Genomic DNA, 25,985 nt, shown 5'->3' on the forward strand with positions numbered 1-25,985 from the left:
TAGAAGAATTTTCCTTTCGGTATTCAGGATAAAACAGGGGATATTTGAAAAAACTATGGTTGCATTCATTAACGATGTTGAAAGGAGTTTCTAGATGTTACGTAAATTGCTTTTATTTGTGTTTACCATCATTATTTCATTTTCATGTTCAACGAAGATCGCCATTGCTAAAACAGCTCAGCCTACCATCAACGTGCCTTCTTCAGCTTTAAATATTTCAAAAGAAAATACGTATCCAAATGCTAGTCAAGACACGCCATATTTGCAGCCGAGTGAGTTTACAAAAGAGCTCATTGAAACATCAAATGTAAAAATTGAAAACCCTGATTTAATTCGTATATTAAATGAATCAAACATTTCTAAAACTCCATGGGCAATTGGTTTCAGAGCAACCGTCTTTTTAGGACAGTGGCCATTAAATTACGAATCAACAGAAACAAACGTTAACTGGCAGCACCAGCGAATCAATACAAATCATTATGATAACAGAGCAGGAAAAACTCAGTACAAAATGATGTACAGTCAGGAAAATCAAAGCCATGTAAAAGGCGGATTAACAGCAAAAGTGCCTCAGCCTGATCATGTTAAACAAATGATGCTAATTGAAGCAGCTAAAAAAACAAAGCTCACTTTATCATTTCAAACGTTTGTAGGTGCTGGAACGAAAAAAGACCAGGTCTATAACGTAGCTCCCAAAAAAGTAGGTTATCTGTATGCGTATACGCCTGCTGTAAGTGAAAAGGGAAAAGTAACATATGGAGAAGTGTATGTTACAGTAAAAGGCAGCAAGCGTTCAATTGTGGTGAGAAATGTAACGTCTCAAGGAATTGGAGCATGGATTCCAGTACAAGATTATGTTTCCTTAAGCTTTGGAGCTTATGACCAGCCGAGATAACAAAAAAGAGATTCCCACGATGGAATCTCTTTTTTTGTTATTTTGCAATGCTCGCTTGGAGCTTGCTGAAATCAGTATCTTGATAATAGCTGTTTTTCACCAAAATATTAGGTCCTAAACAAGACACTGCTGAACAATGACAGCTAAGTTCTTTAGAAATCGTGCTTTGCTGCCACGTATCAAAAGCGTCTGTAAGCTTTGTGTCTTGAATGTTGCCAAGAGGAGGCGTATCACCAAAATCGGTTACGATAATATCTCCGTCAAAAATATTTACATTTAGGCGAGAGCGCCCGTCTGGATCGTTTCGAACGGTTACATTTTTACTGCTATATAAGCGCTGTAAAAGCGTTAAGTCTTCCTCATTATTGCTGCATGCATAAAACGGTAACGTGCCGAATAGCATCCACACATTTTCATCTCGAATATCAAGAAGGTGATGAACAGCTTGACGCATTTCAGGAAGAGATAATGTTTCTAGAGTGCTGGCAAAGTCACTTGGATACATAGGGTGTACTTCGTGACGCTGACAAAGCATTTCATCAACAATTTGACGATGAATCTTTTCCATATGAGGAAGCGTACGTTTATTTAACATTGTTTCAGCTGATACGGTTACACCTGCTTTTACAAGCGCGCGGCTGTTTTCAATCATACGTTCGAAATATTTGGCGCGCTGCTCATAAGTAGGCTTTCGCTCCATCATTGCAAAGCCAGCTTCCACAAAATCGTCCATCGTTCCCCAGTTGTGAGAAATATGTAAAACATCTAAATAAGGAATGATTTGTTCGTAACGAGCAAGATCTAATGTTAAATTTGAATTGATCTGTGTACGGACACCTCGTTCATGTGCATACTTTAATAAAGGCACCACATAATTTTTCACAGAAGATAGAGACATCATCGGCTCTCCGCCCGTAATGCTTAACGCTCGAAGAGTTGGAATTTCATCGAGACGTTTTAAAATTAAATCAAGCGGCAGTGCGTTTGGGTCTTTTGGCTGCAGCGTATATCCAACTGCGCAGTGCTCACATCGCATATTACAAAGTGTCGTTGTGGTGAATTCAACGTTTGTAAGCGTCGGTTTGCCATATTGTTTCATATCTAAATACGCTTCCCACGGATCGAACTCCGGGGTAATTCGTTGTAAAGTGGCCATAAAAAAACTCCTTTTATTTTTCCGTAAAGTGAAATAATGATGAAAACATCTCACGGTCCGTCCTGCTAGACTAAATTATACGTCTCATTCAAAACGGACACCAGTGACTATTATGGATTTTATTGCTTTTAGTTGTCAAATATGAAAGTATTCGTTAGGATATAAAGAAATACGAATGAAAAGCTATATCAGGAGGGTTTAAAATGGGAAACGCCGTTCGAGATAAAGATTCACAAGTACGTTATTTAAAAGATCGTTTAAATATGTTTGTACACGTATTAGACTCCATGGAGCCTGAAAACACAGACCTAGAAGACATTGACCGTTTGATTACGATGATTGATGACCTCGAAGCAAAATGTGAGCAGTTTAAAAAAGATAAAGAATGAACAAAGGAAAAAGCGCTAGAAAAACTAGCGCTTTTTTGCTTGAAGTGGAAATCCTCTTATAAAGGTCTTTCGAAACAATTTTTGAAGGAGTATAATAAATTTTGAAAGTTGTACGACAGATAGATAAATACATACATTAGCGGGATATGGGAGGAATTAAGTGATGATTGAAGCTTTAAAACAAAGCATGTACGATTTAATTGTTGAAACATCTACAAAATTGCCAAAAGACGTTCGACGTGCTATCGCAAAGGCAAAAGCGCGTGAAAATGCAGGAACGCGTGCAGCAATGTCTTTAGCGACCATTACCAATAATATTAAGATGGCGGATGATAATTTATCGCCAATTTGTCAAGATACGGGTATGCCAACGTTTAAAATTAAAACCCCTGTAGGAGTGAATCAGCTTCAAATTAAAGAAGCGATTTATTGGGCAATTGAAGAAGCAACAAAGCACGGAAAGCTTCGCCCTAACTCCGTAGATTCGTTAACGGGAGAAAACAGCGGTAATAATTTGGGCGGCGGCACGCCGGTTATTAAGTTTGAACAGTGGGAAAATGACTATATTGATGCGCGTCTTATTCTAAAAGGCGGCGGCTGTGAAAATAAAAACATTCAGTACAGCCTGCCTTGTGAAGTAGAAGGTTTAGGTAGAGCTGGCCGTGATTTAGACGGCATTCGTAAATGTGTGATGCACTCTGTGTATCAAGCACAAGGTCAAGGCTGTAGTGCCGGCGTCATTGGTGTTGGAATCGGTGGCGACCGTACAACAGGCTATGAATTAGCAAAAGAGCAGCTGTTCCGAAATTTAGATGACGAAAATCCAAATGCTCAGCTGAAAGAATTAGAAGAGTATGTAATGGAAAATGCCAATAAGTTAGGAATTGGTACAATGGGCTTTGGGGGAGAAACGACATTACTTGGCTGTAAAGTCGGCGTAATTAATCGTATTCCTGCTAGCTTCTATGTGTCAGTTGCGTATAACTGCTGGGCTTACCGCCGTTTGGGCGTTAAAATCAATGCCGATACAGGAAGCGTTCAAGAGTGGCTATATCAAGAAGGCGAAGAAGTAGATTTTAATAAAAATGCAGGCGCAGAAGAGAAACAAAATGCGGATGAAACAAAAGAAATTGTATTACAAGCACCTATTACAGAAGAGCAAATTCGTGAATTAAAAGTTGGCGACGTGGTGCGCATCAACGGTATGATGTACACAGGACGCGACGCTATTCATAAGCATTTAACAGATCACGATGCGCCAATTGATTTAAATGGACAAATCATTTATCACTGTGGTCCGGTTATGTTAAAAGATGAAGATGAAAAATGGCACGTAACCGCTGCAGGACCAACAACAAGTATCCGTGAAGAACCCTACCAAGGAGATATTATGAAGAAATTTGGTATCCGCGCGGTTATCGGTAAAGGCGGTATGGGTCCTAAAACGCTTGCTGCTCTTCAAGAGCATGGCGGTGTATACTTAAATGCGATCGGAGGAGCTGCACAGTACTATGCTGATTGTATCAAGAGCGTAGAAGGCGTTGATTTGATGCAGTTTGGTATTCCTGAAGCAATGTGGCATTTAAAAGTAGAAGGCTTTACAGCTGTAGTGACGATGGATTCACACGGAAACAGCTTGCATGCAGATGTAGACAAGTCTTCATTTGAAAAGCTTGAGCAATTTAAAGAACCGGTATTTAAATAAAAATACGTCCGGAACGTATGGTAAAAAGTAACGTTCATGAACGAGAAAATTGAGTGGATACTAAGCTTAAAATGACTTCCGAAAGGAGCTTCTTATGCGCCGGTTCACCTTTTTTCTCGTTTTTTTATTCGTGATGTCAACAGGCATAGCATCTGTTGAAGCACAAATGTATCCAAACACTCCGATCAGCTGGGGATTTCAAAAAAGTAAAAATCACAAGCCCGCATCCGCAGGTACAGCTTATGAACAAATTCTTGCTAAGTATGATGCTTTTTACCTCGGAGATACAAATAAAAAAAATATTTATTTAACGTTTGATAACGGTTATGAAAATGGCTATACACCGCAGGTATTAGACGTGCTCAAAAAAAGAAAGGTTCCTGCGACGTTTTTTGTAACAGGACATTATTTAAAAGAAGAGCCTAACCTTATTAAGCGAATGGTAAAAGAAGGGCATATTGTCGGGAATCATTCGTGGCATCACCCTGACTTAACTCAAGTGGATGACGCACGTTTTAAAGAGGAATTGCAAAAAGTAAAAGATGAATACAAGAATATTACTGGTCGTGATGAAATGAAGTATCTTCGCTCACCTAGAGGTGTATTTAGTGAACGAACGCTAGCTCTTTCAAAGCAAGAGGGCTATACGAATGTATTTTGGTCACTTGCATTCGTTGACTGGAAAGTGAATGAACAAAAAGGCTGGCGCTACTCATACGACAATATGATAGCTCAAATACATCCAGGTGCGATCATGCTTCTGCATACCGTTTCAAAGGATAACGCAGATGCGTTAGATCAAGCGATTGTAGATTTAAAAAAGCAGGGCTATACGTTTAAAAGTATTGATGATTTAATGAATGAACGCAAACAAATGAAGAAAAGTCCTTCTAAAACAAAATAGAGATAAAAACCGATGGGAATGTTTCTCCTGTCGGTTTTTTGCTGTTGAAGTGTTATAATATGCGTTGATGTCTTTTTTAAAGCGATACGGTCTAAAAGGTTTTAAGCAGCTAAAGACCGTTAATAACTATATAAAGAATTTAAACTAATCGGAGTTGGTCTCATGAATAAACCAAAAACTGAAATGAAAGTTCAAAAAGGACAAACATTTCCGTTGACGATAAAAAGACTCGGTATTAATGGAGAAGGCGTAGGATATTTTAAGCGCCAAGTCGTCTTCGTGCCGGGAGCATTACCAAATGAAGAAGTGGTTGTAGAAGCAACAAATGTTCAGCATAAGTTTGCGGAAGGGAAAATCAAGCGAATTCGCAAAAAATCTCCTCATCGTGTAGATGCGCCCTGTCCTATTTACGAACAGTGCGGAGGTTGTCAGCTTCAGCACTTATCCTATGAAGGTCAGCTAGAATCTAAGCGCGATATTGTTCTGCAAGCGTTCGAACGTCACAGTTCATTAAAAAAAGTAGAGGAAAAAACACGCCAAACAATTGGCATGGAAGATCCTTGGGGCTATCGTAATAAATCACAGTTCCAAGTAGGTTTAGATAAACAAAAAGTTATCGCTGGTTTGTATGGGCTGAATTCTCATCGACTGATTGACATTGAAAACTGTCCTATTCAGCATGGAGCCACGAATCACGTGACAAAAGAAATAAAACGAATTTTACAAGATCTTCAAATTCCTATCTACAATGAACGCAAACGCCGTGGTATTGTACGTACCATCGTATCTCGAGTAGGATTTGAAACGGATGAAGTGCAAATTGTCTTGATCACGGCTAAACAAGAAATTCCGAAAAAAGAGCTGCTGATTAAAGAAATTCAGCGCCGCCTACCGGAAGTGAAATCGCTCGTACAAAACGTAAACGGCCAAAAAACATCGCTTATTTTTGGAGACGAAACGTTTACACTCGCTGGAAAGTCGGTGATTCAAGAAACGTTAGGAGATATCTCGTTCGAACTTTCAGCGCGTGCATTTTTCCAGTTGAATCCTCTTCAAACAGTGAAGCTATATGATGAAGTAAAAAAAGCAGCTGCGCTAACAGGAAATGAAAAAATTGTAGATGCTTACTGCGGAGTAGGTACAATTGGCTTATGGCTTGCTAAAGATGCCAAAGAAATTCGCGGAATGGATACGATTGAAGAATCGATTGTAGACGCGAGAAAAAATGCCAAAGATCATGGATTTGAGCATGCCACATATGTGACGGGTCCAGCTGAAAAGTGGATGCCGAAGTGGGTAAAAGAAGGCTGGAAGCCAGAAGTTATCGTCGTTGACCCGCCGCGAACAGGCTGTGATGACAAGCTTCTAAAAACGATTTTACAAGTGAAGCCAAAGAAAGTGGTTTACGTTTCTTGTAATCCATCCACATTAGCCAAAGATGTGCAGCAGCTGTCGAAGGCTTATCATGTTGATTACATTCAGCCTGTGGATATGTTCCCTCATACAGCGCATGTGGAGAATGTGGTAAGTTTGACATTAAAGAAATGAATAGAAAAAGAGTAAAGGGCAGATTTGATTCTGCTCTTTTTTCTTTGAGCTGGACTCTTATTAATGGATAAAATTGTTAAAATTCAACATCTGTTCTTTTAGTATAAAATATCTTAGTATAGTCATATAAAATTTCCATAAAGTCTAGTCTTGGAAAGTGTTACATAGCTAAAGAGAAATTACATCAGAGGATTAATTCCCTTAAAACAAACTATAATGACGTGTTTTATACAAATAATAAACGCAAATTCTATTCCAAAACCCAAACCTTTAACCACATCGATAATACTATATTAATAAAATTAATAAAAAGTATGTACAAAGGGGCATAGGTCAAATGGACTCAATGTTTTTAAAAGGGCTTACGGGTGAAGTGGTAACGCCAAAAGATTCGGTTTATGAGGAAGCTCGTCAGGAATAGAATCGTGCTGTTAATAAATTTCCGCTTATGATTGTATACTGTGAAAAAAAGCAGGATGTTGTGAATGCGATCCGCTGGGCGCGCAAGCATTGTGTTGATATTCGTATTCGATCTGGCGGTCATCATTATGAAGGATATTCTACGGGTGACTGTGTATTAGTCATTGATATTAGTCGATTAAATGGGTTGAAATTGGATAAAAAACGGAACATTTTAAAGATGGAAGCGGGAGCAAAAAATACGGAAGTGTATGATTTCATCGCTTCGAACGGATATGTGTTTCCAGGAGGAACGTGTCCGACTGTTGGGGTATCTGGCTTTACGCTTGGTGGAGGCTGGGGACTTTCGAGCAGGCTTTACGGATTAGGCTGTGACAGCTTGATAGAGCTAGAGCTAGTCAATTATGAAGGAAAGCTCATCAAAGCAAACAAATCGTGTAACGCTGATCTTTTTTGGGCATGCCGCGGTGCCGGTGGCGGTAACTTTGGCATTGTAGTAAGCATGACGTTTCAGCTTCCAAAGCCAACGAACAGCTCTGTGACGCTCGTTCGGTTCTTTTATGTAGGTACTACAAAGGCGAAGCAGGCACAAGTGATGAATATATGGCAAAACTGGCTGCCCGAACTGGACAAACGTATGACGCTAATTGCAAGCTTTTATAATGCAGAAGGAGAAGGTTTAGGTATATTTGCGAACGGCTTCTTTTACGGCTCCCCAGAAGGAGCTCGGAAGATTTTGCAGACTTTTGCAGAAGTGGAAGGGTTTCAAGTCGAGCTGGAATCATTATCTTTTCTTGAAGCGGTAAAAAAAATAGAAGCAACCTATCCTCCGTCTGAAAAATTTAAGTCAACGGGAAGATTTGTGCACAGGAGCTATTCACGTGTTGAGCTTGAAAATCTTGCAGAGCTGATACAGCGTCCGGCAGAAGGGTCCGTTTATGCCGCGATTTCTTTTTATGCACTAGGAGGAGAAATTCGCCGTGTTGGTAAAAGAGAAACGGCTTTTTTCTACAGAAACGCCAAATATACTATGGGGTTTCAGTCTGTATGGACAGAAGATGTATTTGCAAGAGCAAACAGAGATTGGCTTCGCAAGCGATTTGAATATATTAAAAGTATTACGGTAGGTTCCTATGTGAATTTTCCTATCAGCAACCTTAGAAACTACGAGGGTGAGTATTTTGGAGACAACGAAGAGAGATTAGAAAGAGTGAACAAAAATTACGATCCGTTTAATGTGTTCAGGTTCCCGCAAGGACTCAGGTAGCGTAAGGAAAAGGATACTAAGTTGACGATTGAAATTGTTCGATTACATTCTTTCGAAGAAGGTAAATAAATGAAAGTAATCTTTCCTGTTGACAAAGCATCCAACTGGTATTAGAATAAACAACTATTCGACAGTCATTCTATTGATTGAAAAATTTAATACGTAGAAAGCTATGATTGCTATGGATCACACTATAGCAGGAGCAGCTTCTGGAGAGATCGCGATAGTTTCGCGACGCCGAAGGGTTCACAATCTCAGGCAAAAGGACAGAAGAGTACCGGATATTTATTTGGCATGTTACTAATTAGTAGCATGTACCTTAATATTTGTTATTCTTATGACCATGAGATTGGAGCGCATCCAATCTCTTTTTTTATTGGACTTTATTTGTAGTCCGCACGATCGCATCAAAGGTTTTATTGTTAGGAGGAGTTAGAGTTGGAACAACGAGAATTAAAGAGGGATTTATCCAATCGTCATGTTCAGCTAATCGCGATTGGGGGAACCATTGGTACGGGCTTGTTTTTAGGTTCTGGTAAAGCAATACAGCTTGCGGGTCCCTCTATCATCTTTGCTTATTTAATTGTTGGTATTGCGCTTTTCTTTGTGATGAGAGCGCTAGGAGAACTACTGCTGTCTAAAGCAGGTTATCAATCGTTAACTGATATTGCTGAAGAGTATCTTGGACCATGGGCGTCATTTGTAACGGGGTGGACCTACTGGTTTTGCTGGATTATGACAGCTATGGCTGATGTGATTGCAGTTGGCGTATATGTGAAATATTGGTTCAATATTCCTCAGTGGATTCCCGCACTTATTTGTGTAATCATTTTATTAGGGCTTAACTTATTAACCGTAAAATTATTTGGAGAATTAGAGTTTTGGTTTGCTTTAATAAAGGTTATTACGATTCTTGCATTAATTATTATTGGCGTTATTTTGCTGGTAATGGGATTTAAAACAGACGCGGGATCCGTTACTGTTCAAAACCTTTGGAATCACGGAGGACTGTTTCCAAATGGGGTTTCAGGTTTCTTACTTTCATTCCAAATGGTTATATTCGCATACGTGGGGGTTGAATTGGTAGGGGTATCGGCAGCAGAAACATCGAATCCCCAAAAAAATATTCCATCGGCCATTAATAAAATTCCGCTGCGAATCTTATTTTTCTATGTTGGAGCGCTTATCGTCCTCTTATTTATTAACCCGTGGATGGAATTAAATGCAGCAGAAAGCCCATTTGTTAAAACCTTTAGTTTAGTCGGAATTCCGCTTGCTGCTGGAATTATTAATTTTGTTGTATTAACTTCAGCCGCTTCTGCTTGTAATAGCGGAATGTTTTCAACAAGCCGTATCTTATATAATTTAAGTAAAAATGACCAAGGGCCATCTAAGTTTGCAAAACTGAACAAAAACCACGTACCAAGCAACGGATTGTTTGTATCTACGCTGGTCATCTCAGCGGGAGCTCTTTTAAGCAAACTTATACCAGACCAAGCTTTCGGCATCGTCACGACCATTAGCGCTATTTGTTTTATTTGGGTGTGGAGTGTCATTCTTATTTGCCATCTAAGGTATAAAAAGACGCGTCCGCAGCTGCATGCAGCATCAGCATTCAAAGCACCGTTAACACCATTTATAAACTATGTTGTGCTAGCTTTGTTTGCGGTGATTCTTGTTATTATGCTGTTTTCTGACGCGACGCGCCCAGCCTTATTGTTGACGCCCGTTTGGTTTATTCTCTTATTTATTTTTTACTGGACTAGAAGGAAAAAGAAAATAAATCTTTAAAAGCTAGAAAATCAGCAGGGAATAAACATGATTTTTTATAAAAGAATATAGTAAATTTCTGACCTCATCACTCCGTGATGAGGTCTTTTTAGTGGAGGATAAATAATTGATTTCTACTGCATGAATAAAATGCAGGAAGCAAAGTTTATAGAAGAAAACTAAAAATTTGTTCTAACAGAAAACACAGTGAGAAAGCTCATAGTTTTCTGATAGGGATGTAGAACAAATTGCTTTTCTTCTGTGTCTAAAGATGGAATTCTATCATTTATATGGAAAAGTTTTCATTTTGCAGTACAATGGAGGTAGACTTCATTAGATTAAGGTGAACAAACATGAAATGGTTTAAATCTCATACGTTTTGGAAAATCTTCACGATTAATGTGCTTCTTATTTGTACCGTACTGACGCTAATGTTTATTGTTTCAAGAGTGATGCTGCCTAATATTTCTCAAGATCAATATCGACAGGTAACTGATAAAACCGTCAAGAGAATGAAAGAGCAAATTAATGTCGTTATTAAAGATATTTGGAGCCTAGGCGACGAGGTACAGCAAGATCCTATTTTTTTATCGGATGATGAGCAAGAAATAGACAAAGAATTGCAGAAAATAGTTAATATTTCACCGTATATCGATAGCGGAACCATTTTTAATGTAAAAGGGTATGTTGAGCATTATTACCCGAATGATTTAAAAAATATGAAACATGTGAACTTAAGTAAAAGAAAATATTTTCAAGAAGCGCTGCGAACCAAAAAAATATATTTAAGCGATGTCGTTTCAGCAGATACAAAGCACTACATTGTGGTGATGGCGATTCCTATTTTGGATGGGCAGCAAAATGTAAAAAAAGTCATAAATTTAGCGCTGCGAATTGAAGAAAATAAAAGTTTTCAATCCATCTTTCAAACGTTTGATATAGGAGAGAACGGCTATACATTTATTGTAGACCGCAATGGTAGAATTATTTCTCACCCAGAGAAACAGAGAATCGGTGAAAATGCTAAGAAAAATGAAATCGTTCAGAAAACGATGAATCATAAATCAGGATATCAGCGCGTTGTGAACACCGAAGGTAAGTATTTCTTTGCGTCTTTCGAATATATTCCTGTTTTGGATTGGGGAATTGTCGCTGAATTACCCGTTGAAGAAATTTACAGGCCTTATGAAATGTTTGAAAAAACGCTTTGGATCGTTTCAGGCGTTACGATTTTACTGCTTTCTTTTTTTACTGCGTTATATGCAAGGCAAATTGTGAATCCTATTCATAAACTATATGAATTGGCGGGACAAGTAGCGCGCGGGAATTTTAATCAAAAAATTCCGGAACGAGAAATTGAGCGGGGCGAAATCGGTATTTTATCTAAACAGTTTAATGAAATGATTAGCTATATACGTCATTCTAAAGCAAATTTACAGCAAAAAGAAAATCAGCTGCAGGAACAAAAAATGTTTTTAAGACAAGTTATTGACATTAATCCAAGCTATATTTATGCTATCAATCAAAAAAGGGAATTCATTCTCGTTAATGAATCTTTTGCGATGCTCTTAGGTGAAAAATCTGATGACTTAATTGGACAATCAATTGATAAATATCAGTTCAACCTTCGATCAGATCTTTTATATAAAGGGGCGTTTTCAAACTGTACCCAAAAAGGGGTGATATTAGAAGAACAGTTTAAAGATTCGAAAGGAAACCGGCGCTGGGTCGAAACAGCAAAACTTCCTATTATGAATGAAAAACAGGAAGTGATTCAAATGCTGTGCGTATCCACGGATATTACGGAGCGTAAAAAGGCAGAAGAGAAGCTTAGAACTTCTGAGAAGCTTGCCGTGGTAGGAGAACTTGCAGCTGGAGTGGCTCATGAAATCAAAAATCCTTTAACTTCTTTAAAAGGTTTTGTTCACTTATTAAAAGAACAACATCCTAAAGATGCTTTGTATATAGATATCATGGAAACTGAATTAGAACGAATGAATGGAATCGTAGAAGAATTTTTGATGTTAGGAAAACCTCAGGTAATGAAGGTTGAATCTTTGAATATGCAAGCGCTTGTTCAAGAAGTGTGCTCACTTCTTGAACCTGAAGCAGTAGAAAAGGAAGTAGCTTTCATATTTGAAAGAGACGACCAGTTACCAAAGGTGTATGGAGATAAAAATCAGTTAAAACAAGTATTTATTAATATTATTAAAAATTCTATCGAAGCAATGCCTGAAGGAGGAGCTATTCATATTACGATTAAAGTAAAAGAAAACCACCTTTGGCTGCAGCTTGCTGATGAAGGACAGGGTATTCCTCCTGAACGGTTAGCGAAGATAGGCGAGCCTTTTTATAGTACAAAAGAAAAAGGTACAGGTTTAGGACTGATGGTCAGCTATCGGATTATTAAAGCTCACCACGCGCAGATGACGTTTTCTAGTCAGTTAGATAAAGGAACAAGTGTGGATATATTGTTTCCAATCATAAAAAAGTAGGGGAATTTCCCCTACCTTTTATTATTATACTTATAATATATCAAAAGCGTTGATGGTACTAAAATAAATGAAAGTGCTAAAGAAGATATCCACAGGTTAACAAGAAGCTAACTGCTGAATTATATAGGATATTCACAACTTTATCCACACTATTCACATTTTTTCAGAAAATTTACATAAAAATTACCCACTGTTATTTCAAGTTATGAAAGCGGTAATATGCATATTAAATAAAGTTATACACATTATCCACATAATTGTGGGTAAACTTTGTGGATATAGTAGAGTATTAAAAAAACGTAAATCATACGCTTGAAATCTTCGTGTTATTATTTTTACATAATATAAAAACGTCCTTCCGATACAAACTGTACAGAAAGGACGTTGGGATGATCAAGCGTTGGATAGAGATGTTTTGCCTCACTTATTTTTTCGTGTAGCCGCCTGCACGGTCTGCTTTTTTAAACTCGCGGCCGTAATAGATTTCTTGAGCGCTACTTAACGTATTTTTTGCGTTTTCTTTTCGTTTTTTTTCAGACATAAAAAAACCTCCAATTAACGTTTTTCGATCATGCTACTTATTTTTTCCAGAATCTCTCGTTTTTAATCATAAAAAAAGCTCTCCGTTACACGGAGAGACTCTTATGCTTCTTTAAGCTGGTGATCTTCTTGAACGTCTTGTTCGTGACGCAAGTAGTATAATGTATACAAGTCTTTTGGAATTTCGTATAAATCATATACGTCTTCATGTTGATTAATTTCATCGTATAAAGCTTTGTGTGTTTCATTCGCAAGTACTGCATAAGGCAGTTTTTCTGCAGCCTTAATAGACCTAATATTAATTTTGCGAATTCGCATAAAAATTCGCTCTATATTTAACTCAAAGAACAGTTCATTAAAGAACGCTTCTTTTGCAATTTGATTATATCCTTTTCCATGAAACGGTTTGCCAAGCCAAGTGCCTAAAAAACCAGCTTGGTCCTGTACATCAAATAAATTAATGGTGCCGATAGGGTTACCCCATTCGTCTAAAATCGTGCGAGAAATAATTTCTCCATGATCTTCTGCTTCCATCGTTTGTTTAGTCACAAATAAAAATTCTTCATAGGAATGGGCTTTATGACGAACAAAAGGGAAGACATCAGGATGTACCATGAGTTCGTATAGAGATTGACAGTCATTTAGGTCACGTTTTTTTAACATAACTTTTCCCTCCTGATCGAGGGTATATACAGACTCCAATCAAGTCCCCACCCTCGAAATTTTTTAATAATTAAAAAAATTTCGGGGTGGGAATCGAACCCACTAGAACCAGTTACCTGGTGGCGCACCATTTGCCTTCCCATTACAAGTCAACAAACATAAAAAGTCAACGTGTGATGTTTATGCTTTTGTGAAATTCACATGCTTCTAAACGTATCATACTAAAAAAAATTAAAAAAGAAAATAGGTAAAATGTTAATTTTTTTTAAATAATATTTTACCATCTATCATGGTGAAAAGGGGCTTTGCTAAGTAGTGAAAGGGATGATGGCTCCATAGCACTAAATCAGCGTCTTTTCCAGCTTCGATACTGCCGATTCGTTGATCAATACGGAGATTCCGAGCAGCAGCAATCGTGATGCCTTCTAATGCTTTTTGTTCTTCGAGTCCTTCACGTACGGCAATGGATGCACAAATATTTAAGTACTGAATGGGCGTATAAGGGTGGTCTGTTGTAATGGAAACTTCTACTCCTTCGTTGCAGAGAGCTTGATAGGTTTTCCACGTTTTATTTTTCAATTCAACCTTTGAGCGGCGTGTTAAAGTTGGTCCCACGCTTACTTTTAAGTTTCTTCCACCTAGCTCTTTAGCAATTAAGTGACCTTCTGTACAGTGTTCAATACGAACGTCTAAATTAAATTCATCTGCTAAGCGCAGAGCTGATAGAATATCATCGGCTCGGTGAGCATGAATTCGAACGGGAATCTCTCTATTCAGTGCTTGAATGAGCGGTTTGATTCGCAAATCATCTTTATTGTCACTGCTTTTTGCATGATAAAAGGCTTCTCTCAGCATCCCCATAATACCCATTCGTGTAATGGATTCTTTATTGCCATGGCTGTGGATTCGTTTTGGATTTTCTCCTAGCGCAATCTTAAGTCCAGCTGTCTCTTGAATCAACATTTGAGAAATACTTGTTCCGGCTGTTTTAATAACGGACGTTGTACCTCCGATCACATTTGCACTTCCAGGCATAATGTGTACAGACGTAATACCCGCTTCAATGGCATCTTTAAACCCAGGATCTAAAGGATGTACGCTGTCAAAAGCTCGTATATGGGGAGTCATAGGCTCGATTGTTTCGTTAGCATCATTTCCGGCCCAGCCGGTTCCTTCATCATATAGTCCTAGATGTGTATGAACATCAATAAATCCAGGGAATAAGTAGCGCTGTTTGCAGTCAATGACTTCTACTTGAAGAGGAGGCTGCAAGTTTGGCCCAATTAAAACAATTTTTCCATCTTGAATGAGCACATCACTATTATAAATAGGTTTTGACGTAATAGGATAGAGCGTTGCATTTTTCAAGAGAATGGTTTTCATAAAGGATGCTCCTATCTATCGGCAGCTTAGTTACCTGTTTTAGGTAAATATCAGAAAATAACTAGAGTAAATCTCGCAATGCATCTTCTAATACAGTATATGTAAAAATGTAATTCTGTTGAATCAATTTTTCAGGTAAAACACGCTGTCCTTTCAAAATAATCATACTCATTTCTCCCATCAGCAGCTGAAGGCCAAAGCTAGGTACGGGCATCCAGTGAGGGCGATTTAACACTTTGCCAATCGTCTTTCCAAACTCTTTCATTTGAACGGGGTTTGGGGCAGTTACATTAACAGGTCCTTCTATTTGTTCGGTATGAATACAATAATCAATAATTTTGACGACGTCTTGAAGATGCACCCAAGACATCCACTGCTCTCCCGAACCAACTGTTCCTCCTGCAAATAATTTATAAGGAAGGGCAGTAGAAGGGAGTGCCCCGCCATCTTTGCCTAATATAACGCCGAACCTTGTTAAAACAGTACGAATATTGAGTTCCATCGCTTTTAGCGCTTCCTTTTCCCATTTTTTTACCGTTTCAGCTAAAAAATCTGTGCCGATGGATGGAGAAGCTTCTGTGAACGTTTCTGTAGTTGATGTCCCGTAATAACCAACTGCGCTTGCATTTACATAAAGGGACGGTTTTTCGGGTAAGGCAGCCATAATACGAAGGATTTCTTGAGTAGAAGAAAGGCGACTTTCCACAATGGCTTTTTTGCGCTCGTCCGTCCAGCGGCCGCTGTTAAGTGAAACGCCAGCTAAATTGATAAAAACGTCTGCTCCTTCTACATGCTCTTCAGGTTGGCTGTTTTCTTGCATCCACTCTACATATTTAAGTTTCGGATCTCTTGCAGCTTTATCTGCATTGCGTGTTAAAATATATACATAATGTTTTTGTGTTAAAAAATGTTTTGTTAAAGCTTTACCTACGAATCCAGTTCCTCCAGCAATAACAATTTTCATACGAATTTCCTCCTTTATTGAGATAAATAAAAATGTGTATGATACGTTTGGCGGTTCTTCAGCCATCAATTTAACAAGAAATATGAGGTGAAGGTGTATGCCTGTTGTCACAAAGATCACAACGCAAAAGAATAGCGGTGAACGTTATAATGTGTATTTAGATTACGGTAAAGGTGAAGAGTTTGGCTTTGGTGTTGACGAAAATGTCCTCATCAAATATGACTTAAAAAAAGGTCGTGAGCTTGATGAATTTGAATTAACGGAAATTCAGTACGCAGATGATGAGAAAAAAGCTTATAATTTAGCGATCACTTACTTATCTTATCGAATGCGCTCTGAAAAAGAGGTACATGATTATTTAAAGAAAAAAGAAATTAACTCTACTATTATTCAACAAGTTATTCAGAAATTAGTCAGCCACCGTTATTTAAATGATGAAGAGTTTGCAAAAGCATTTGTGTTAACTCAGATGAACACAACATCAAAAGGACCAAATGTGATTCAAAGAGAATTAAAAGAAAAGGGGATTTCTGATTCCATTATTACCCTTAGTTTATGTGAATACCCTGAAGAACAGCAAATTCAAACTGCTGTGAAATTAATTGAAAAGTTAAAAGGGAAATATAAAAAATTATCTCAAGTAATGATGAAACAAAAAATGGAACAAGCATTGGCAGTGAAGGGCTATTCATTTTCTGTTATTCAAGAAGCATTTCAGCGCACGAATACAGAAAAAGAAAGCGATGAGGCATGGGAAGCTCTGCAATACCAAGGAATGAAAGCTCATCGTCGTTTTTCAAAGTATGAAGGCTGGGAATATCAGCAAAAAATGAAGCAGGCTCTTTATAGAAAAGGATTCTCTATTGACCAAATTCAATCATTTCTAGATTCCATTGAAGAGGAATAAAGGCGGGACAAAAGTATGTTAGTTGAAGGGAAATCCGAACGATGAATCGAGATTCTTGATGGAGAATCCAACTCGTTCGGATTTTTTCAGTGTGATGGTAAACGTAAACTTCATGTATTTAGTTGCTTCTAGCGGTTGATTGGAGTGCAAGACGAAGACTCCTGCGGAAAGCGAAGTATTGCACGGAAATCAACTGCCGTGTCATAAGCAATTTCTATAAGATCATTTATACAATTTGTTTATCTTTAGGTTAGATTGATACAGTTATGTTTTACTCTCTTTTTAAAACAAAATATCTTCTGAGCCATTCTGCTGTTTATAAATAATCTCAGCAATTTCTGAAGCGGAGCGCAATCGGCTTTTATCTTTAATGTGGTTGTTGTGATCCCAAAAAGGGGTATTCATGCCTCCCATGTAAGCTGCAATCACATGAAGGCTGGTATTTTGGTATTCTACTTTTAAACTTTCTGTAAATCCCCTTACGCCAAATTTACTTGCCACATAGACGCTTTCATTGGCTTTCCCTCGAAGTCCTGCAGTTGAAATGATATTCATAACTTTAGGTTCAGGTCTCGTTAAGAGATGAGGCATAAGCGCTTGCGTTAAAAAAATAGTTCCTTTTACATTTGTATCCATGACTTCATCGATGGCTTGTTTTGTATAATCCGTCAAAGGTCCAAAATGTCCGATGCCAGCATTGTTGATAAGGATATCTACTGAATGCTGCATCAGCATTTTCTCTACAGATTTTCCTACTTCTTCATACTTTGTAATATCTACAGACATCGTATATACGTTGTTTCCTAGCTCATGCTGCGCTTCATTTAATTTCTGTTGATTGCGTCCAGCTAGAATGACGTTATAGTCTTTTGCGTAAAGTTTTGCAAGTTCTTTTCCAAGACCCGTCGCACCGCCCGTGATTAGTACTGTTTTCATTCCCAAAACTCCCTTTTCATAGTCTCCCTTTAGTTATACCTTTTGTTATAATAAAATGAAAGCAAACAAGGGGGAAAACAGCATGTCTGAAAAACGTTACAGCGATATGACGACGTATGAACTTCAACAAGAAATTGGGTCTCTTCAAGAAAAAGCACGAAAAGCTGAACAGCTTGGCATGGTCAATGAGTATGCAGTATTAGAAAGAAAAGTAACAATGGCTAGGTCGTATTTATTGGATCCCGAAACGTTTAAAGCAGGGGAAGTGTATGAAATTCAAGGAGATCCGGGTTCGTATTTTAAAATTGATTATATGAACGGAGTTTTTGCATGGGGATTTAGGCTTGGCGCACAGCAAAAAGAAGAGGCATTACCTATTTCCATGTTGAAAAAATAACGGGATGAACAAGCAGCACGAAGTGTGCTGCTTGTTTGATTTCTATAGTCACTCTATTTTTAAACGTAGAGCAAGCCGTTATTCTTCGCGTTCATTAGAAGCATGCATGCGTTCTTGCGGATGCGTATTGATGGTTCCATTTGCACGTTTTGAAGCGTATTCAGCTTTTGCTCGAGGTTCGCCTTCAAACTTAGTATGATGTTGGTTTGGAAAATCTTTTGCTTTATTGCGCATCGATACCTCTCCTTTTACAACAGAAAGCGTTGCGGTTATGATATAGTACATGAGGGAGTGAATAACTCCGCATTTATAGTGTAAGTTAAAAGTGCAAACATACTCATAAAGAATTTTGGTAATCGAGGTGTTCTTATGAACGATATATTCGAAAGATTAACGAATCAGCTATTAAATAAAAACAGTTCGCTTTCATATGCTCAAGCGCGCACATGGGTCGAACTTTTCTGGGAAGATTTTGAGTCATCTTACGCAAAAGCTGGATATGATTATAAAGGGAAAGAAGCGACGGAAAAGGTTGTTACGATGTATATCAACAGCTATGGTGACAAACTTCATGAAATCGCGGTTAAAAACCCTAAATATCAGCATTTATTAAATAACGATGACTATTTAAAACATTAAATAAAAACGAACCGTCTTGAGCAGACGGTTCGTTTTTGGGTTTCATATTTGTTCTTGTTATGATTAGTGCGGGAGATAATCAAGCTTTTTACGCAATTTTTTCTCACTGAAAATCCAACCTGTGTACGAACAAATGATATTTAAATCATAATCAAGCTGGACTACGGCTACAAATGGATAGTAGTCCTTGCTGCGGTAGCGTAAATCAATAAAGCGCACTTCAATGTGGTCGTTATATTCATCCAGTTCCCATCTATAAATAGGTGAAAATGAAAGAAAAGCAGATAAATTTTCATCTTTTTTCGCTACTTCAATTACGGCTGATTCGGGAATTGGAACTTTATCAAACGTATCATAAATAAAAATTTCTTCTCCGATTGCTCTTCCTACATGAAAATACTTTTCGGTCGTCACAGCTAAGTGCCAGTGAGTGAAACGCATTGTAGGAGAGATATTGAGCTTGATAACATCAGGAAACTGTTTTCGAAGCTTCTTGGCGATTTGGTGGCGCATATAAAAGCGCAATCCATAGTAAAACGCCAATAACACATACAGCGTAATGAATGTTGGCCCCGGCTCTGCTCCAGCAAACCAAATGAGAATCGCAAGGACGTGAGCTGAGAAAATCACGTAATCAAACGTGTTGATTACCCCGAGCGCAATCCATTTATTTGTGAAAGGCCGTAAAGCTTGCGTGCCATAAGCGTTAAAGATATCAACAAAAACGTGAATAATGACGCCTGCAAAGGTCCACATCCATAGATGCAGCAAGTTAGCTCCTGGCAGCAGAAGCGAAAGAATGAGCACGATAAGCAAAGGCCATAAAATAACAGCCGGGATAGAATGTGTAATTCCACGGTGATTGCGGATATACTGTGCATTGTTTCGCAACTTTAAAACAGTGTCTAAATCAGGTGCTAATGACCCGGCCATTACGCCAATCATTACAGCATCCAGCGTGGCTGTATTCGCAGATACAGTGGGGTCTAATGTTGCAAGGCCGCCTAAAGCGATTCCCATTGCAATGTGTGTACCAGTATCCAGAGCGAACTCCTCCTTTGTAAAATGACAATCTTAGAGTATCCTAATTCAGCATGGAAGCTTGATTTAGGGCGAAAAAATCTCGCTTTATTACTAACGCAGCAAATTGGCTGTTTTTATTCATTATTTGAACAATTCATTTTACTATTCATATTTGTAGTTGTTATAAGGTTATCATAAAGTTACTAAGATTCAAAAAGCAACACATTGTATATGTATAGTTAATACCTCGGAGGCTATGACGTGAAACAAAGTAAAGATATTGTACAAAATTTTGATATTCAAGCATTTCAAGATGACTTAATCTCTTGGTTTGAGCAGGAACAGCGCATTTTACCTTGGCGTCAAGATCAGGACCCTTATAAAGTGTGGGTATCTGAAATTATGCTTCAACAAACGAGAGTAGATACGGTCATTCCGTATTTTAATAATTTTATTAGCAAATTTCCCACTATCAAAGATTTAGCTTATGCGAATGAAGATGATGTGTTAAAAGCGTGGGAAGGGTTAGGCTATTATTCCCGTGCCCGTAATTTACAAACCGCCGTTCGAGAAGTTCACGAACAATACGGGGGAGAAGTTCCAAATACGCCAGCAGAAATCTCTAAACTAAAAGGAGTAGGTCCTTATACAACAGGAGCCATTTTAAGTATTGCATACGGAGTGCCGCAGCCTGCTGTGGATGGAAATGTTATGCGTGTGCTATCGCGCATTTTATCCGTTTGGGATGATATTGCAAAACCGAAAACAAGAAAGCTATTTGAAGATATCGTGCATGAAATTATTTCAAAAGATAATCCTTCTTATTTCAATCAAGGCATGATGGAGCTCGGTGCTATTGTATGTACACCAACTTCTCCTTCCTGTTTGTTATGTCCAGTTCGTGAACACTGTCGCGCGTTTGAAGAAGGGGTTCAGAACGAGCTTCCCGTTAAATCAAAGAAAAAAGCGCCGCGTGCTCTTCAGCTTGCTGCAGCAGTGATTAAAGACGGGGAAGGGAATTATCTGATTCATAAACGTCCAAGCAAGGGACTTTTAGCTAACCTATGGGAATTTCCAAACGTAGAAGTGGATCTTAGCATAGCGCCAGATCATCAGCAGCTTCAGGCATTTATTCAAAATGAGTACGGAGCTGATATTAAAATTCATGCACCATTTACAACAATTCAGCACGTGTTTTCTCATATCGTCTGGAACATCACAGTATATGAAGCAGAGCTTGTAAGTGATATGAGTGCATTAAAAAATTTGAAAGTGGTTTCTGAAAAAGATTTAGAAAAATATGCATTTCCTGTCTCTCATCAAAAAATCTTAAAAGAATATTTACTTGTTAAATAAAAGAAGCGTGGATAAACTCCGCGCTTCTTTTTATTTAATCATATGATACATGCGTGCCGTGTGTGTAATCTGCTTCGTGGCGCTGTAACCCGCCCCGTGCTTCGATTTCTTTAATAATTTGCTGATGAATACTTTGTCCTTCAGCATTTAAATACGGCGTCATTTGCTGTAAAGAGTGATGGAAAAATGCAAGCTCGCTGTCTTTCCACTCGCTTTTAGAAATCATTGAAAGAGCCGTCATGTCTCTACCTACATACATTCTATTCACCTCGTTCATTTCATCAAGTTTTATCTATTTTCCCTATATTACTTGTTTCTTATGCGATAAAATCAGTACAATGTAAAGATAATACGATACATAAGGGAGATGACATCATGTCACAAAAGGTAGCACTAGTTACGGGAAGCAGCAGAGGTATTGGTAAAGAAATTGCCTTACGTCTGGCTAAAGAAGGATACGATATTGTATTAAACTATGCACGAAGCAAAAGTGCAGCGCAGGAAGTAGCAGAAGAAATCAAAGCATTAGGCAGAGAAGCATTAGTTGTTAAAGCAAACGTAGGAAAAGTAGAGAAAATTAAAGAAATGTTTGAGCAAATTGATGAAGCATTCGGTCGCTTAGACGTATTTGTAAGTAATGCGGCGTCAGGAGTTTTACGTCCTATTATGGAATTGGAAGAAACTCACTGGAACTGGACAATGGATATTAACAGCAAAGGATATTTATTCTGTGCACAAGAAGCGGCTAAACGTATGGAAAAAGTAGGCGGAGGAAAGATTGTTACCATCAGTTCGCTTGGGTCTATTCGCTATTTAGAAAATTATACAACAGTAGGCGTGTCAAAAGCTGCTGTAGAAGCGTTGACCCGCTATTTAGCAGTGGAGCTGGCTCCAAAGAATATTGTGGTAAATGCTGTATCTGGAGGAGCTGTGGATACAGAAGCATTAAAACATTTCCCAAATCGCGATGAGCTTCTAGATGATGCACGCAAGCATACTCCAGCTGGTCGTATGGTGGAGCCAAAAGACATGGTAGACGCAGTTATGTTCTTAGTGTCCGATCAAGCAAATATGATTTGCGGTCAAACGCTTATTATTGACGGAGGGCGTTCACTTTTAATGTAAGGTAAATGTGTTTTGTGCCTGCGCCTTAAAATATTGAAAAAAGTTTGCATACCCTATTTACCTCCCGGGCATATTAATTTTCGTGGAGGTGATTACAATGGCAAAACAAACAAACAAAACAGCATCTGGTACAAGCACACAACACGTGAAACAACAAAATGCTCAAGCATCTAAAAACAACTTCGGTACTGAATTTGGTAGCGAAACAAATGTACAAGAAGTGAAACAACAAAATGCTCAAGCTGCGGCAAACAAAAGCCAAAATGCTCAAGCATCTAAAAACAACTTCGGTACTGAATTTGCTAGTGAAACAAGTGCTCAAGAAGTGAGACAACAAAACGCACAAGCTGAAGCAAAGAAAAACCAAAACTCTGGTAAATACCAAGGTTAATATCAAAAGCGAACTTAACGTCTTTCATACGGCGATGTTAAGTTCGCTTTTTCTTATATAAAAAGCAACAAAGTATGACAAAACTTCTTGAAACTTTACACAACTCGTCAAAGGAATCTGGATCACCTAAACAGAATGTTAACAGAAGTGCCGCGTGTATGGTTAAAGCAAATAGGGAGGAGCTATCGTATGAAAAAATTTGATCAGCTAGTGACTCAACAATTGGAGACCATGGATCAACTTCTGTTTTTGCAGTCTGAGATTGAGCGCTGTCAGGAAATCGAAGGTGAACTAATAAAACTTCATGAAGAAGCAAAACTTCATTCTGTGCAAGATGAAATTAGTGAAATGAAGCTAAAATTAAAAGAGATTCAATTGACGTTTGAAGCACAAACCGAAGACATTATTCGTACATATAAAAGTGAAGGGGCTTGCTCTACACTTGCTTAATGAACATTGATGTGTCACTTCCTCTCTTTTTTAAGGCTGCCAAGCAAAGGAAAAGTAGGGGGAGTGGCTTTTTTGAACTCAAGAAGGTTAGCACATTTGTGTTAAAATGAGAGAGAAACCGTTATAATAAACATAAGACAAATGGAGACGTTATATGAATTTTTTTAAGTGCTAAAATGAAAGTAGGTATTGGAGATGGGAATTCCAGTGGAAGGAGAAACAATTCAAATACACAGCTACAAGCATAATGGACATATTCATCGCGTGTGGGATCGGACAACCGTATTAAAAGCAACCAATAACTTAGTGATTGGAGGAAATGATCGTACGGTCGTTACAGAATCAGATGGACGAACATGGGTCACAAGAGAGCCTGCAATTTGTTATTTTCATGCTCAGCAGTGGTTTAATGTCATTGGGATGATCCGTGAAGATGGAATTTATTATTACTGCAATATCAGTTCGCCGTTCATTTATGATGACAATGAAGCGCTCAAATATATTGATTATGATTTAGATATCAAAGTCTATCCAGATATGACATACACCCTTCTTGATGAAGATGAATATGAGAAGCATCGAAAAGAAATGAATTATCCAGAAGTGATTGACCGTATTTTACATAATCACGTCGAGGAGTTAAAAGGTTGGATTCGACAGCGAAAAGGCCCGTTTGCTCCAGATTTCATTGACATTTGGTATGAGCGTTTTTTAACATATCGGCATTCTTGATGAATGATCTAGAGAACATTATGTTAGGCCGTCTAAAGCTGACTGTTTGATATAATGTTCTTTTTGGCGTTATGCTCACCATCTTTTAGAAGAGATAAAAGCACTAAAAAATCGACGCGTGTACATATACTAAGAAAGCTTGCCCTCATAGATAGAAAGGGGAGATTTTATGGGAAGTATAAGACGCTACATGAAGTTTGTACAGCCATACAAATGGCAAATTGTCGGCACTGTATTAATTGGTATTATTAAATTTGCTATTCCTTTATTAATTCCGCTGCTTTTGAAATATGTTTTGGACGATATCGTAAATGGACATGGCATGTCTTCCTCTGAAAAAGTTCATAAAATGGTGACGATTATGGGGATTTCGTTTGTTATATTTTTAGTGTTAAGACCTCCCATTGAATATTACAGGCAGTATTATGCTCAGTGGGTATCGAGCAAAGTACTATATGATATACGGGATCAGCTGTTTAGCCATATTCAAAAGCTTAGCTTACGTTATTATGCAAATACGCGAGCGGGTGAAGTGATTTCACGAGTCATTAATGATGTAGAGCAAACAAAAAACTTTGTTATCACAGGCTTAATGAATGTATGGCTTGATATGATGACGATTGTTATAGCCATTGTGATTATGTTTACGATGAATGTACCTTTAACACTGGTATCGATTATTTTGCTGCCGGTTTATGCGTTCTCTGTAAAATATTTTTACAGTCGTCTTCGTCATTTAACACGAGTCCGTTCGCAGGCTTTAGCGGAAGTGCAGGGGCACTTACATGAAAGGGTTCAAGGAATCTCTGTTATTCGCAGCTTTGCTATTGAGCCTCATGAGCAGAAACAATTTGATAAGCAAAATTCAAATTTTCTACAGAAAGCAATCAATCATACGAATTGGAATGCAAAAACATTTGCAGTAGTAAATACCATTACCGATTTGGCACCTTTAATCGTGATTACATTTGCTGGATATCAAGTCATCACAGAAAGTCTTAGCGTAGGAACGATGGTAGCATTTGTTGCCTACATTGACCGCTTGTATAATCCGCTTCGCCGCTTGGTCAATTCATCGACTACGCTCACGCAGTCTGTTGCATCTATGGACCGGGTGTTTGAGTTCATTGATGAAGAATACGATATTACAGACAAGAAGGATGCAAAAGAATGCATTGAGCTTCATGGGAAAGTTCAGTTTGAGCACGTTTCATTTGCTTATGAAGAAGAAGAAAAACCTGTGATTCATGATATTAATTTAGATGTAGAAAAAGGAAAATCTGTTGCGTTTGTTGGAATGAGCGGAGGAGGGAAATCCACGCTTATCAGCTTAATTCCGCGCTTCTACGATGTGACAGAGGGGAAAATTCTCATTGATGACATTGATATCAAAACCTATAAAGTACGCAGCCTGCGAGATAAGATTGGAATCGTCCTGCAGGATACGGTGTTGTTTAGTGACACGGTTAAAAACAATATACTGCTTGGAAAGCCAGGAGCGACAGATGAAGAAGTAATTGCTGCGGCAAAAGCCGCAAATGCCCACGATTTTATTATGAATTTGCCCGAAGGATATGATACAAAAGTGGGAGAGCGGGGAATGAAGCTATCAGGGGGACAGAAGCAGCGTATTTCCATTTCGCGCGTATTTTTAAAAAATCCAGCTATTCTTATTTTTGATGAAGCCACTTCAGCTCTAGATTTGGAAAGTGAGCACTATATTCAAGAAGCATTAGCTGAACTAGCAAAAGACCGTACGACCTTCATTGTAGCCCATCGTTTATCTACAATTACTCATGTTGATGAAATTGTACTTTTAGAAAATGGAAGAGTAGTCGAACGAGGTTCTCATGAGGAGTTAATTAAGAAAAAAGGTCATTACTATCAGCTCTTTAACGTTCAGCAGCTTGATACAATTTAAAAACACCAC

General features: G+C 38.2%; 25 protein-coding genes, 1 pseudogene and 1 riboswitch. Of the genes and pseudogenes, 17 read left to right on the forward strand and 9 right to left on the reverse strand.

Annotated elements, in window-relative coordinates; translation table 11 throughout:
- Positions 1-94 precede the first annotated feature (94 nt).
- A complete protein-coding gene (locus ACN6NE_RS12835) occupies positions 95-895 on the forward strand; it encodes a YfkD famly protein (protein WP_013081530.1) in 801 nt (266 codons plus the stop codon).
- Between the two features lie 37 nt (positions 896-932).
- Here ACN6NE_RS12835 and yfkAB read toward each other — a convergent pair whose 3' ends face one another.
- Positions 933-2,051: a radical SAM/CxCxxxxC motif protein YfkAB gene (gene yfkAB, locus ACN6NE_RS12840; protein ID WP_129705891.1), complete on the reverse strand. Its 1,119-nt coding sequence runs from the start codon at positions 2,049-2,051 to the stop codon at positions 933-935.
- Positions 2,052-2,254: 203 nt separating this feature from the next.
- On the opposite strand from yfkAB, the gene ACN6NE_RS12845 reads away from it, so the two are divergent.
- From ACN6NE_RS12845 to ACN6NE_RS12875, 7 genes and pseudogenes are all read left to right on the forward strand, one after another.
- Positions 2,255-2,440, forward strand: coding sequence for an SE1561 family protein (locus tag ACN6NE_RS12845; RefSeq protein WP_013081532.1), 186 nt, complete (start codon positions 2,255-2,257; stop codon positions 2,438-2,440).
- A gap of 163 nt (positions 2,441-2,603) precedes the next feature.
- On the forward strand, positions 2,604-4,145 hold the full coding sequence (locus ACN6NE_RS12850) for a fumarate hydratase (protein WP_129705930.1): 1,542 nt from the start codon (positions 2,604-2,606) through the stop codon (positions 4,143-4,145).
- A gap of 94 nt (positions 4,146-4,239) precedes the next feature.
- Entirely contained in the window at positions 4,240-5,049 is an 810-nt protein-coding gene (gene pdaA / locus ACN6NE_RS12855; RefSeq protein WP_129705893.1) for a delta-lactam-biosynthetic de-N-acetylase, read from the forward strand.
- A gap of 162 nt (positions 5,050-5,211) precedes the next feature.
- Complete coding sequence (gene rlmD / locus ACN6NE_RS12860; protein ID WP_129705895.1) at positions 5,212-6,597, forward strand: 23S rRNA (uracil(1939)-C(5))-methyltransferase RlmD; 1,386 nt, start codon at positions 5,212-5,214, stop codon at positions 6,595-6,597.
- Between the two features lie 337 nt (positions 6,598-6,934).
- Positions 6,935-8,284, forward strand: a pseudogene (locus tag ACN6NE_RS12865) (FAD-binding oxidoreductase).
- A gap of 199 nt (positions 8,285-8,483) precedes the next feature.
- Positions 8,484-8,564: riboswitch (glycine riboswitch) on the forward strand.
- Between the two features lie 158 nt (positions 8,565-8,722).
- Positions 8,723-10,075 carry an amino acid permease gene (locus ACN6NE_RS12870; RefSeq protein WP_129705900.1) on the forward strand — a complete coding sequence of 451 codons (1,353 nt, stop codon included), beginning with the start codon at positions 8,723-8,725 and terminating at the stop codon, positions 10,073-10,075.
- Between the two features lie 332 nt (positions 10,076-10,407).
- Complete coding sequence (locus ACN6NE_RS12875; RefSeq protein WP_129705902.1) at positions 10,408-12,549, forward strand: PAS domain-containing sensor histidine kinase; 2,142 nt, start codon at positions 10,408-10,410, stop codon at positions 12,547-12,549.
- Between the two features lie 424 nt (positions 12,550-12,973).
- Here ACN6NE_RS12875 and ACN6NE_RS12880 read toward each other — a convergent pair whose 3' ends face one another.
- From ACN6NE_RS12880 to ACN6NE_RS12895, 4 genes are all read right to left on the reverse strand, one after another.
- Positions 12,974-13,090 carry a YfhE family protein gene (locus ACN6NE_RS12880; RefSeq protein WP_013055148.1) on the reverse strand — a complete coding sequence of 39 codons (117 nt, stop codon included), beginning with the start codon at positions 13,088-13,090 and terminating at the stop codon, positions 12,974-12,976.
- Between the two features lie 101 nt (positions 13,091-13,191).
- Complete coding sequence (locus ACN6NE_RS12885) at positions 13,192-13,752, reverse strand: GNAT family N-acetyltransferase (RefSeq protein ID WP_013055149.1); 561 nt, start codon at positions 13,750-13,752, stop codon at positions 13,192-13,194.
- Positions 13,753-14,007: 255 nt separating this feature from the next.
- Complete coding sequence (locus ACN6NE_RS12890) at positions 14,008-15,135, reverse strand: amidohydrolase (protein WP_013081539.1); 1,128 nt, start codon at positions 15,133-15,135, stop codon at positions 14,008-14,010.
- Between the two features lie 61 nt (positions 15,136-15,196).
- Positions 15,197-16,099, reverse strand: coding sequence for a TIGR01777 family oxidoreductase (locus tag ACN6NE_RS12895; RefSeq protein ID WP_129705906.1), 903 nt, complete (start codon positions 16,097-16,099; stop codon positions 15,197-15,199).
- 97 nt (positions 16,100-16,196) lie between these two features.
- Between ACN6NE_RS12895 and recX the strand changes: the two genes are divergently transcribed.
- Entirely contained in the window at positions 16,197-17,006 is an 810-nt protein-coding gene (recX, locus tag ACN6NE_RS12900) for a recombination regulator RecX (RefSeq protein WP_129705908.1), read from the forward strand.
- 282 nt (positions 17,007-17,288) lie between these two features.
- Here the strand turns inward: recX and ACN6NE_RS12905 are convergent, their stop codons facing one another.
- Positions 17,289-17,942, reverse strand: a complete 654-nt coding sequence (locus tag ACN6NE_RS12905; protein ID WP_474325484.1) for an SDR family NAD(P)-dependent oxidoreductase — start codon at positions 17,940-17,942, stop codon at positions 17,289-17,291.
- An 82-nt stretch (positions 17,943-18,024) separates the two neighbouring features.
- On the opposite strand from ACN6NE_RS12905, the gene ACN6NE_RS12910 reads away from it, so the two are divergent.
- Positions 18,025-18,339, forward strand: a complete 315-nt coding sequence (locus tag ACN6NE_RS12910; RefSeq protein WP_474325486.1) for a YfhH family protein — start codon at positions 18,025-18,027, stop codon at positions 18,337-18,339.
- A gap of 78 nt (positions 18,340-18,417) precedes the next feature.
- Here the strand turns inward: ACN6NE_RS12910 and ACN6NE_RS12915 are convergent, their stop codons facing one another.
- The gene (locus tag ACN6NE_RS12915; protein WP_013055155.1) at positions 18,418-18,573 is read right to left on the reverse strand and encodes a small, acid-soluble spore protein K; all 156 of its coding nucleotides are present in this window, start codon (positions 18,571-18,573) and stop codon (positions 18,418-18,420) included.
- Between the two features lie 135 nt (positions 18,574-18,708).
- Between ACN6NE_RS12915 and ACN6NE_RS12920 the strand changes: the two genes are divergently transcribed.
- Complete coding sequence (locus ACN6NE_RS12920) at positions 18,709-18,978, forward strand: YfhJ family protein (protein WP_013055156.1); 270 nt, start codon at positions 18,709-18,711, stop codon at positions 18,976-18,978.
- A 63-nt stretch (positions 18,979-19,041) separates the two neighbouring features.
- Here the strand turns inward: ACN6NE_RS12920 and ACN6NE_RS12925 are convergent, their stop codons facing one another.
- On the reverse strand, positions 19,042-20,022 hold the full coding sequence (locus ACN6NE_RS12925) for a metal-dependent hydrolase (protein ID WP_129705914.1): 981 nt from the start codon (positions 20,020-20,022) through the stop codon (positions 19,042-19,044).
- A gap of 240 nt (positions 20,023-20,262) precedes the next feature.
- Between ACN6NE_RS12925 and mutY the strand changes: the two genes are divergently transcribed.
- Positions 20,263-21,357, forward strand: coding sequence for an A/G-specific adenine glycosylase (gene mutY, locus ACN6NE_RS12930; protein WP_129705916.1), 1,095 nt, complete (start codon positions 20,263-20,265; stop codon positions 21,355-21,357).
- Positions 21,358-21,391: 34 nt separating this feature from the next.
- Here mutY and ACN6NE_RS12935 read toward each other — a convergent pair whose 3' ends face one another.
- Complete coding sequence (locus tag ACN6NE_RS12935; RefSeq protein WP_014461827.1) at positions 21,392-21,616, reverse strand: hypothetical protein; 225 nt, start codon at positions 21,614-21,616, stop codon at positions 21,392-21,394.
- Between the two features lie 116 nt (positions 21,617-21,732).
- On the opposite strand from ACN6NE_RS12935, the gene fabL reads away from it, so the two are divergent.
- From fabL to ACN6NE_RS12960, 5 genes are all read left to right on the forward strand, one after another.
- The gene (gene fabL / locus ACN6NE_RS12940; RefSeq protein WP_016762867.1) at positions 21,733-22,482 is read left to right on the forward strand and encodes an enoyl-[acyl-carrier-protein] reductase FabL; all 750 of its coding nucleotides are present in this window, start codon (positions 21,733-21,735) and stop codon (positions 22,480-22,482) included.
- A gap of 97 nt (positions 22,483-22,579) precedes the next feature.
- Complete coding sequence (locus tag ACN6NE_RS12945; RefSeq protein ID WP_013081547.1) at positions 22,580-22,873, forward strand: gamma-type small acid-soluble spore protein; 294 nt, start codon at positions 22,580-22,582, stop codon at positions 22,871-22,873.
- 189 nt (positions 22,874-23,062) lie between these two features.
- Complete coding sequence (locus tag ACN6NE_RS12950; protein ID WP_013081548.1) at positions 23,063-23,323, forward strand: YgaB family protein; 261 nt, start codon at positions 23,063-23,065, stop codon at positions 23,321-23,323.
- A gap of 195 nt (positions 23,324-23,518) precedes the next feature.
- Positions 23,519-24,055: a nucleoside tri-diphosphate phosphatase gene (gene ntdP, locus ACN6NE_RS12955; RefSeq protein WP_013055163.1), complete on the forward strand. Its 537-nt coding sequence runs from the start codon at positions 23,519-23,521 to the stop codon at positions 24,053-24,055.
- 169 nt (positions 24,056-24,224) lie between these two features.
- A complete protein-coding gene (locus tag ACN6NE_RS12960; RefSeq protein WP_192997869.1) occupies positions 24,225-25,976 on the forward strand; it encodes an ABC transporter ATP-binding protein in 1,752 nt (583 codons plus the stop codon).
- Positions 25,977-25,985: the final 9 nt, after the last annotated feature.

This window comes from Priestia sp. 53B2 (assembly GCF_056099005.1).